Origin of the sequence: Caryophanon latum (assembly GCF_001700325.1) — a bacterium.
Lineage (GTDB): Bacteria > Bacillota > Bacilli > Bacillales_A > Planococcaceae > Caryophanon > Caryophanon latum.
This window is the reverse complement of record NZ_MATO01000027.1, coordinates 1-9,983: the sequence shown is the minus strand read 5'-3', so window position 1 is coordinate 9,983 and position 9,983 is coordinate 1. Positions and strand designations below refer to the sequence as shown.

General features: G+C 39.6%; 8 protein-coding genes. 4 read left to right on the top strand and 4 right to left on the bottom strand.

The window, feature by feature from the left end; all coding sequences use genetic code 11:
• Together A6K76_RS06300 and A6K76_RS06295 are read right to left on the bottom strand one after the other, a co-directional pair.
• The coding region (locus A6K76_RS06300) for an acyl-CoA dehydrogenase family protein (protein ID WP_483772850.1) at nt 1–749 on the bottom strand (749 nt) is incomplete at its 3' end.
• An 18-nt stretch (nt 750–767) separates the two neighbouring features.
• The gene (locus tag A6K76_RS06295) at nt 768–1,655 is read right to left on the bottom strand and encodes an alpha/beta fold hydrolase (protein ID WP_066463209.1); all 888 of its coding nucleotides are present in this window, start codon (nt 1,653–1,655) and stop codon (nt 768–770) included.
• A 180-nt stretch (nt 1,656–1,835) separates the two neighbouring features.
• On the opposite strand from A6K76_RS06295, the gene A6K76_RS06290 reads away from it, so the two are divergent.
• Nucleotides 1,836–3,626: a V4R domain-containing protein gene (locus tag A6K76_RS06290; protein ID WP_066463206.1), complete on the top strand. Its 1,791-nt coding sequence runs from the start codon at nt 1,836–1,838 to the stop codon at nt 3,624–3,626.
• Nucleotides 3,627–3,680: 54 nt separating this feature from the next.
• Here A6K76_RS06290 and A6K76_RS06285 read toward each other — a convergent pair whose 3' ends face one another.
• Nucleotides 3,681–4,982, bottom strand: a complete 1,302-nt coding sequence (locus tag A6K76_RS06285; protein ID WP_066463204.1) for an MFS transporter — start codon at nt 4,980–4,982, stop codon at nt 3,681–3,683.
• 527 nt (nt 4,983–5,509) lie between these two features.
• Here A6K76_RS06285 and A6K76_RS06280 point away from each other — a divergent pair.
• Both A6K76_RS06280 and A6K76_RS06275 read left to right on the top strand, forming a co-directional pair.
• On the top strand, nt 5,510–6,787 hold the full coding sequence (locus tag A6K76_RS06280) for an O-acetylhomoserine aminocarboxypropyltransferase/cysteine synthase family protein (RefSeq protein ID WP_066463203.1): 1,278 nt from the start codon (nt 5,510–5,512) through the stop codon (nt 6,785–6,787).
• Between the two features lie 179 nt (nt 6,788–6,966).
• Nucleotides 6,967–8,325, top strand: coding sequence for a HEPN domain-containing protein (locus A6K76_RS06275; protein ID WP_066463202.1), 1,359 nt, complete (start codon nt 6,967–6,969; stop codon nt 8,323–8,325).
• A gap of 190 nt (nt 8,326–8,515) precedes the next feature.
• On the opposite strand, the gene A6K76_RS06270 is transcribed toward A6K76_RS06275, so the two are convergent.
• Entirely contained in the window at nt 8,516–9,118 is a 603-nt protein-coding gene (locus A6K76_RS06270; RefSeq protein WP_066463200.1) for a hypothetical protein, read from the bottom strand.
• 317 nt (nt 9,119–9,435) lie between these two features.
• On the opposite strand from A6K76_RS06270, the gene A6K76_RS06265 reads away from it, so the two are divergent.
• On the top strand, nt 9,436–9,864 hold the full coding sequence (locus tag A6K76_RS06265; RefSeq protein ID WP_066463189.1) for a hypothetical protein: 429 nt from the start codon (nt 9,436–9,438) through the stop codon (nt 9,862–9,864).
• Nucleotides 9,865–9,983 lie beyond the last annotated feature (119 nt).

Here is a 9,983-nt window from a genome sequence, read left to right as displayed (position 1 = left end):
ATTGCAGCAAACCCTACGTAGAAGCCAGGGTAGAACGGTGTGTTATAGTATAAGTAATTTTCATCGTAGCTTTCCGTCGCCGCTTCTGGTGGCTGACTGCATTCAATAATTTGACTGAAGCGTAAAATTGCCTCTTCTTTTACGAATACGTTGTCTACGATTAATGTGTTACTGCCTGATCCGCGTAAACCGAGTGCATCCCAGTTTTTCACGATTTCTAAATCGCTTACCTTTAATACAATACCTACACGCTCTTGCTTATCTGAGCCATCAAACTTCATAAATGCGCCAACGCCTACCCAATCCGAATAGTTGATACCGCTTACAAAGTGATACGTGCCCGACACGCGATAGCCACCTTCACATTTCTCTACTTTACCGATTGGTGCGAACACGTCTGCAACGAAGCCTTCACTTTCGATAATTTCATTGCGTAGCTCTTTCGGTAAGTAGCAAACCCATGCGTTATGTGCTGAGAAGAAATACGTAATCCATGCAGCTGATAAGTTGTAGTAACCAACTGTGCTTACTAAGTCGACAAATGTCGTCCAATCAAGCTGTGGATGACCGTATTCTTTCGGTAAAATTAAGCGATGAATTTGTTCGTCGCGAATTAATTGCGCTACTTCTGGTGAAATCGTTGCTTCAATGTCTGCTTGTGCAGCTTGTTCCTCAGCCAATTTTCCAATGCGCGTAGCTTTCTCCATCATTTCTTCGTATAAAGATGTTCGGTTATTTAAAATGACCATGCGTATCACCTCATTCAATTAGTTTGGCACTGCTGTTTTTACTTGTAAAAAGTCGATGACAAGATTGTTGACGATTTCTGGTTGATCCGTTTGGCATTGATGCCCACAGTCGTCTAAGTAATGGAACGGCACATTCGGCAACATTGCTGCAAGCTTTTCGCCAACTTCCACTGGTGCTACGTGATCTTGCTTACCCCAAATGAAGATGCTTGGAATGTCGAGTTTCGGTAATGCATCTTTTAAAGAGTAGCGAGTCCATAGCTTCGGCTCATCATTCATACGCGCAATGTATGCATCGAATGCGTCATTTGCTTCTTTTACGCCTGGGCGAGTTGCCGCAGTGTGACGAAGCTGAATGAGCTCTTCTGGTACTTCTGTGCCGTTTGCGATGTTACGTGTCATGAAGCTGCGTAACGACTCTTCTGTGTAGTCATAGCCGATTACTTCTAAGAACGAACGCATTTTGCGAAGCGGCTTGTCATGCATTGCTTGATACACCGTGTTCGAGCCGATGTATACAATTTTGCCGACCTTTTCAGGATGGTCGATCGCATATTTTGCGGCAACGTATGCACCTTGTGAGTTACCGACTAAATGCACCTCATCTAAGCAAAGCGCCTCAATGAAATCATGCACATGATCTACTAGACTTTGATGACCGTTTACTGGCCAAGCGTGCTCACGAGTGTCCGTGAAGCCCATTGATAGCTGATCGACCGCATATGCGCGGAAGCCTGCCTTTGCAAGTGCTGGTAACATAAAGCGCCAGCCTGCTGCACCACAAGCACCTGGACCTGCGCCGTGTAATAAAATAACAGCTGGACCTTCTGTACCTGCCCATGAATAATGCGTCTTGACACCATTTGCTAATACCCAACTATTGTGGAACCCTTCAAAAATCGTCATGTTATACCCCCAATGTGTGTTCAGTGTTGTTATTCATATCGCTAGTGTATCGGTTTAATTGTCAGAATATAATAGTTGTTTTTATTGAAAAAACAAAACATTAGTAAAAGAAATTATTGAATTAAAGAGAATATTATGTGTATGATGTACATATTAACGGAATGAAGGGGGATTTTTCGTATGGGGAACACACAATTTAAAGATGATGACAAAACTGTTTTAATGTCTGCAAGTGCGCTCGCGAAGCTATGTAGCAATTTAGAACATAGCATCGGAAAGCAAAAAACGAAGGGCTTCCTGTATCGTTTTGGCAAAGACTTCGGGTTAGAAGCAGCGAAGGAATATGAAAATAAGCGCGATACGAATCGAAAAATCGGCTCTGGGCACGTGCGAATGGGACACGTAAAAGATGTCACATTCGATGGAGAAATTTTGCGCCAATTAGACGGCTCCGTGCAATGTATTAATGCGACAGGGCAGTGGATCGGCTCGTTCGAAGCGGAAATTTACGTCAACGAGCAGCGCATGGCGACCGAGCCTGTATGCCATACGCTATGTGGCTTCGCAAGCGGCGCATTGTCGTATGAGTTTGGCACATCACTCATCGCGATTGAAACGAAATGCATCGCAAAAGGGGACCCTGTATGTGAATATGAAGTAAGACGAGAAGAGGATTGGCTAGAGGAGCAAGGAGAGCTGCTGGCGCTTTATAATAACGACAACATTTTAGAGGAGCTTGAAATGACGTACGACGCGCTCGTGCATCATAAGCAGCTGCTTGAGAAGCTATCGGTGTTTCAAACGCAATTAACACAAAATGTAACAGATCGTTATTCGCTGCATGAACTCGTTGATGAGGCATATCGTTTATTACATATTCCGCTACTTATTGAGGATGTACACGGACAAATATTGAAAACGAGTGGCTTGCAAGAAGACAATTTAAGCCGCTTCATGCAGCCAGAAGAATCGATTTTCCAAAAAGACGAGCAAAACAGCTATTTTTATAAAGGGAATGGCTATTACAAATTATCGTCTGCTGTGCGCATTAATAAAAAGCATTATGCAACGTGCTCGTTCATTTACGAAGATGTGACGAAAATGCAAGATAGCGACAGCATGTTTTTAGAAAAAATCGCGAGTGTCATTGCGCTATGTATTTTGTATGAGGAAGCGCGCTTTGAGGAGCAGCAGCGCACGAAAAGCTCCATTATTGAGCGGCTCATTCATCAGCAAAACGTCGCGTCGATTGAAGCAAGCTTAAAGTTTTTACCGTTTAAGTTTAGCCCGCCGTACACTGTTGCGACGATTCAAATTACACCGTGTAGCACGCGCAGCACCGATATTGACTATTACGAGCAAATTGTGCAGCTATCGCGTTTATTTGAGCAATGGTCATCGCGCACGATCATTACGGCAATCGGCGAGGAGCTCGTACTCGTAACGTCACATGACGACCCGTCCATTACGCATTTTAAAGACGTATGCCAAAAAATTGTGACCGTCTTTGCAGAGCGCCAACAGCTCATGTACAATATTGGAATTAGCACACATTTTACACATTTTACACAGTTTGAGCAGGCGTTTAAAGAAGCACATATCGCACAAAATTTTGAAAATAACGAGGCGATTACGCACTATAAGGAGCTGGGCATTTTAGGCGATTTCGTCACGAACATGAGCGTTGAGCAAATTCATCAGCTAAGTGAAAAAATGTTAAGAGGCTTATATGATTATACGAATCCTCGCATCCATGAGCTGCTGCATACATTGTACGTATATTTATTAAACAATCAGCGCCTGAAGGAAACGATGAATCAGCTTAGCTTGTCAATCGGGGGCATTCAGTACCGCATTAAGCAAATCGAGGAAATATTAGGCGATACGTTGAAAAATGCGTCACTGTCTGCGTATTTATTACTGCTAATTCAATCATTGCTATTATTAGGCGAACTAACATTTGAACAATAAAAAGCGTGTGCATGTACGAGCATCGGCCCCTCATACATGCACACGCTTTTTTTATTAACGAGCTTCCATTGCTGCAACTTCTGCTGCTTCTGCCGCATCGGCTGCTTCCATACGTGCATTGTCTTTCGCTGTTGCTGTAATTTTCAGCTTACGTGTAGCAAGTAATACGATGGCTGTAAATAAATACAGTCCAACTACTACTAATACACCTGAGTTGAAACCAGATCGTACATCTTCACCAGCTAATGTAATTAAGTAACCTGTAGCCCAAGGTCCAATGACACCTGCCATACTTGAGATTGATAATGAAATACCTGTTACACTACCAACTAAGTTTTTCGGAATAATCATCGTCTTGATTGCTGCGTTTAACGGTAGTAAACATGTATTTAATACGAGACCTGTACCTAATAATAAACATGCTAACACAGGTGATGTCACAACTGTTGTTGAAGCGAATGCAATGGCACCGATAACGAATACTGCTACTAATACACGGTCATACGATTTAATTAAGCTCTTGTTGCGTTTAAATAATGTATCTGTCAATTTCCCCATACAAATGGCGAAGATTGTACCACAAATCCCCATTGCCGCGAACACTAAGCTCATCGTTTGTGGCTCTAACCCTACGATTTGCGTTAAATATGTAGGTGCCCACGTTAATACCCATGTCGTAATCCACATTGATACGAAACCAACTACAAGAATTGATAAAATGTATGGGTTCATGAATACTTTTAAAATATCTTTAAACGGTGCTGTTTGATTTGATGCTAATGATTTTACTTCTTCTACGATTGGCTCTTTCGGCTCATCACGCATGAAGAAGAAGATGATTGCCCAAAGTAAACTTGCAATACCTAACGCTGCGAACGTGTGCTGCCAGCCGACGTTTGTAATACCCATTACTAACACTGGAGCAGCTAAATACGTACCAACTGTCGTACCTGACGTCATAATGGCTGCTGCGAATCCACGTTGCGAGCTAGTGAACCAGCGTGCTAAGTGAACGACACATAAACCGAACGTACCACCTTCGAAAAATCCTAATACAACACGTAATAAAATTAAATGTGTTAACGTTTCAACGAAGTACGCACTTGCAAGCGAGATCGTCCAACCAGTAGCAATTAACATTAATAAATATTTCGAATTGAATCGGTATGTTAGTGACCCAAGAATAATACTACCAACTGCGTAAGCTGCGAAGAACGCACTGCCGACTAAGCCGAATTCATCGTAGCTTAGTCCAAGCTCTTTCATAATTGGTTCTGCTGCTAAGCCTAGTACTGCTTTATCTGTATAGTTCAATACAGAGATTAAAAATAAAAATGCTAATACAACCCAACGCATAATTCGTCCCCCTTGTGTATGATGTATCCGTGACATGTTGCGACGTGTGAACGCTTTCAATAAATCGACTAGTTTGTGAAAATGTATAACAGCTGTTTTTTTGCAGTCGTCGCAAGTAAAAAACATTCCGGCAAAACGGCAACAAAAATGAAATCTAGATTCTTTCTAAATGTTCACATAATTTTCGAAAAGATGAAATGTTTATTTTTATGGTTTTTTAAAAAATAATTCATAAAAAATAAATACGTTACGTAGAATATAAACGCTTAAAGAACGATTAAAAGAACTTACGGACGATAAAATGTTTTTTCAGAAATGGATAAAAGCAATGGGGTTTACTTTATTGAGGATTTCGGAAAAAGGTTGACATGATGCGATTATACAAAAAAATAACTGACAAAAGCAGAGTATATTTACCTTAAAGTACATAACTTTCGCATTATATTGACTTTTATTCATAAATTGCTTTATCGTTACGTATAGTTGATCTTATTTCAACAAACGTAATGAAAAAGCGAGGGATATAGATGACAAACTTTAAACAAGAAACGCTACTTATACACGGTGGGCAAAAGCCAGACCCCGTTACAAAAGCAATTGCTGTGCCCATTTATCGTACAACTGCATACGCATTTGACGATACAGCACATGCACAGCGCTTATTCGCATTAGAAGAGCCAGGCAACATTTACTCACGCATTATGAACCCGACAGTTGGCGCATTTGAAGAGCGCATCGCTTTGCTTGAAAAAGGCTCAGCAGCAGTCGCACTTTCTTCTGGTGCAGCAGCAATCGCGTTCTCGATTTTAAACATTGCGGGCACAGGCGACGAAATCGTTGCAGCAGGGTCACTTTACGGTGGTACATATAACTTATTCGCAACGACGTTACCACGCTACGGCATTACGACAACATTCGTTGACGAAAGCAATCCAGAAAACTTCCGCGCAGCCATTACGGAAAATACGAAGGCGATTTTTGCCGAAACGATCGGCAACCCGAGCTTAAACGTATTAGACATCGAAGCGGTCGCAAACATCGCACACGAGCACGGCTTACCGCTTATTATCGACAATACGTTCCCATCTCCGTACGGCTGTAATCCAATCGAGTTCGGTGCAGACGTCGTTGTACACTCGGCGACGAAATGGATTGGCGGTCACGGGACGACAATCGGTGGTGTCGTTGTAGACGGTGGCAAATTTGACTGGACACAAGGACGCTTCCCAGGGTTTACAGAGCCAGACGCATCGTATCATGGCATTCGTTACGGCATCGATGCAGCAGGCGCAGCGTTCGCAACGAAGCTACGTGTACAACTGTTACGCGACTTCGGTCCAACGTTATCAGCGGACGCAGCATTTAACTTTTTACAAGGACTTGAGACGCTGCACTTACGCGTGAAGCAGCACAACGCGAACGCCCAAGCAGTGGCTGAATACTTACGCAACCACGAAGCAGTGGAATTTGTAAACTACAACGCGTTTGAGGACTTCGGCACACATAAGCTGGCGAACAAATATTTAAAAAATGGCTACGGCTCGATTTTAACGTTTGGCATTCGCGGTGGTCGTGAAGCAGGTCGTCAAGTGATCGACAGCGTGAAGCTATTCTCACACGTAGCAAACGTTGGCGATGCGCGCTCACTCATTATTCACCCAGCATCAACAACGCACCAGCAATTATCAGCAGAAGACTTAATTACTGCCGGCGTATCAGAAGGCTTAATTCGTCTATCGATTGGCTTAGAAGCGGTAGAAGACATTATCGAAGACTTAGCGCAAGCAATTGCCGCGGTGAAATAATGATTGAAAAGGAGCTGTCCGAGTGAAATCGGATGGCTTTTTTATATGGTGGAAGGATGATTAGCAAATAAATTCTGAAAATTAAAAAATATTAAAAGGAGAAAATGTAATCTAATGTTTTGTCATTTGCATATATGTTATAATTAGTAAAATATTTTCCGTAAAAGGAGATGAATAATTTGGAAGGTATTCTTAAATATAATGAACGAGCATTTTATTTTACAGTTAAAAAAAATGTTATTTATTTAACTGATACGGAAGATTATGGAGGATACATACCTTTAGATAATTTTAGAGAAGCTATAGAACTCTTTGTATTTGATACAACAGAGTTTTTAAGCGGACGCATTTTTAAAAATAATAATAGAATATTTTTTCGAATCAGTAATTTGCATAGAATCTCCGTCTCGCAATTAAAAGCTGTAATTGCATTTTTTGTGATTTTACAACCAGAAATTAAATATGTGGATTCTCTTTCAATTAGATCTAATGAAGTAACCAGTATTCATTTTGATGAGGAGTTATGTAAAATAAATTATCCTACTGCAACCGCAACTGTTAATTTAGAAATTGCACGTAAGGAGAGAGATTCATTTTCGTTTGATATAGACAGTAAGAGCATTATTGGTGAATTTTTATATAGGTTGAAGTTTGATTGGAAATCTAACATTCCAGCAAAAATTAATTCCGTATTGCAATTAAATTTTTCAAAAACGGACGATTGGGATTTCTTATATGAATTAATGCGAATATATGATGAATTTGTCTGCTTTATGACCAATAAGAGTAATCATAATGAAGTGAAAATTGATTTATTTTATGAAACAAGAGAAGTAGGTGAATTAGTTATTCCTTATTTTTCAAATGAAACAAATTCTATTTTTGAGTTGAATAAACATATTATTCCTCTAAAGCTCATAAAAAAGCAAATAAGTGAACTCTTTCAATTAATTGCTCAGAAAAAAATTTATATTGCTCATATTCGAGAACGATATGCAGAATATGATTATTTAACTCCAGCGGCTGTAGTAATGATAGTTGCTGGATTTGAATGGCAATTCACGTTTTCGGATTATCCGTTTGAAGAACAAAGACAAAAAATAAGGGAGTATCAGCAAGACATCCTTCCTGCTATTGAAAATTTAATAAAGGAAAATACAGGAGAGAAAAAGAAGTATTTTAAATCTTTGAAAAGCCAACTTAAAGAACAAATAACAAGTGTCACGTTAGAAAAGAGAATTAATTACGCATTAAAAGAAAATTGGGAAACCTTATATCCTTTTATTGCCCATTTATATTCACTTAATAAACTACAAGTACCTAAATATACAGAAATTTCTCAAGTAATTAGCAAAGCTCGAAATAAAATAGCTCATGGTAACATTAGTGAACCTATTGATAAAAAAATAGGGTTAGATATTCTTATACTAGAATGGCTTTATTTCACGATGGTACTAGATAAAATTGGATTACCTTCTGCGGAAATAAAGAAAGTTATTAATACATTGTACAATAGGAAAATTGCTTTGAAGGATTAATTGTTATAAATTTTTGTTATTTTCCAACCTCTATATTTTTTTGGGGGCTTTTTGGTGAAAATAAGATAACTTTAAGTCTCGGGAACATGAGAAAAGTCAAATTATTAGTCAATTAACACTTATATTTTCGTTCAAACATAGACACACCTACTTGAATAATCATAGTAGGTGTGTCGTCATGGATCATATATTAAACAACTTTCAACTTCCTCAAATATATCGTCGTTTGCTTAAGCGCGCTTTTCACGTAATTGGCATAGCGGCTCGTGGCGTGGAAGTCTGAGGCAAGTAAGTTTGTCGCATATTTTTGTAGCTCATAAAAGAAATGACGCTCATTATGTAATAACTGTTCTTCCTCCGAAAATAAAAAATAGTTTCGACTTAAGTTGGAGTTAATGAAGTCTTTATGCACTTGCTCCTCGTTAATGAGTTCGTATATCCAGTGTAGTGTATAGTACCCTAAATAATACGACAGCACGTATTTTACCTCATCGCTATACTGATGTAGCTGCAAGAAGCTCGTAATGCTTTTATCCGCTCGCAGTAAGCTTAAGCAATAATAGTTACACGAATATGCCATCATTTTTTCATGATTAATCAAATTGCGATGCTCATCCTCATGAAACAAACACCAAATTTGAAGAACGACTGCCCAATTGTCGACCTCCTGCAATGCAAGCGGGGTGCTCACATCATGTTCCATCGGATATTTCTCCGCCAAGCTAAAAAACGTATTCATCATCGCTTCGTCAATGTCATACAGGCAATGATTAATTGTTAATTGTCGATACAATCCTATTCTCTCCCTATTTAAGATAACTTTACAAGCGTGTTGATTTCGATATTGCAGTTGAAAAAAGGTGTAAATATGGCGTATTAACGAACCCGAAAAAGTATGTAAATGAACACCAAATACAATTATATACCTTATTATTACATTAATAAATAGTTTAAAGTTAATTATTTACTTTTAATTCGAGCATGTCGATTAGCCATTCAACTGGAGTTTCGCATATTGCGATACAAAATGAGCAAATTGACGTTTACGCAATCGCTTTTTCGGCTACATTTTTAATAATAACGAAAAACCGCGAAAACGGAGGGGATTGCATGAGACGTATTAATCGTAAATTCGCATTAAGTGCCGCGGCTATTGTGCTAATGGGTGGGTGGTCAATGAAAGACGAAGAAAAAGCTGTTGAAGTCGTTCAACAAGCTCATGCTTCAAACGCTGTTGACGTGACGGATTTTGCATTTGTCGAGTTTAGCGGTGCGAACGGGGACGGTATTGCTGGCTATACGTTTGATCATGAGCAGTTTATGCAGCGCGTCTTCAATTACGCAGCAGATAGCCCAGCAGACGAGGCGACGATGGAGGAAATGATGAAAGTCGATAGCGCCATTCGTGTTTATTTAGATGAGCAGGAAAACTTAAAAAACGGTGACATTATTACGTTAATCGTCGAAGTGGATGAAACAAAAACGGATAAAATAAAAGATGCGGAAAGAACGTTCCAAGTAAAAGGGCTTGTTGAATAAAATGCCTATACATAAGGAGGCGTAATATGTATATGATGTAAAAAACCGTCCGAAAAAAATTTCGGGCGGTTTGTCGTTGTGCGCCCAGCATGCGCATAAACTTTAGGGTGTAAGTCCCG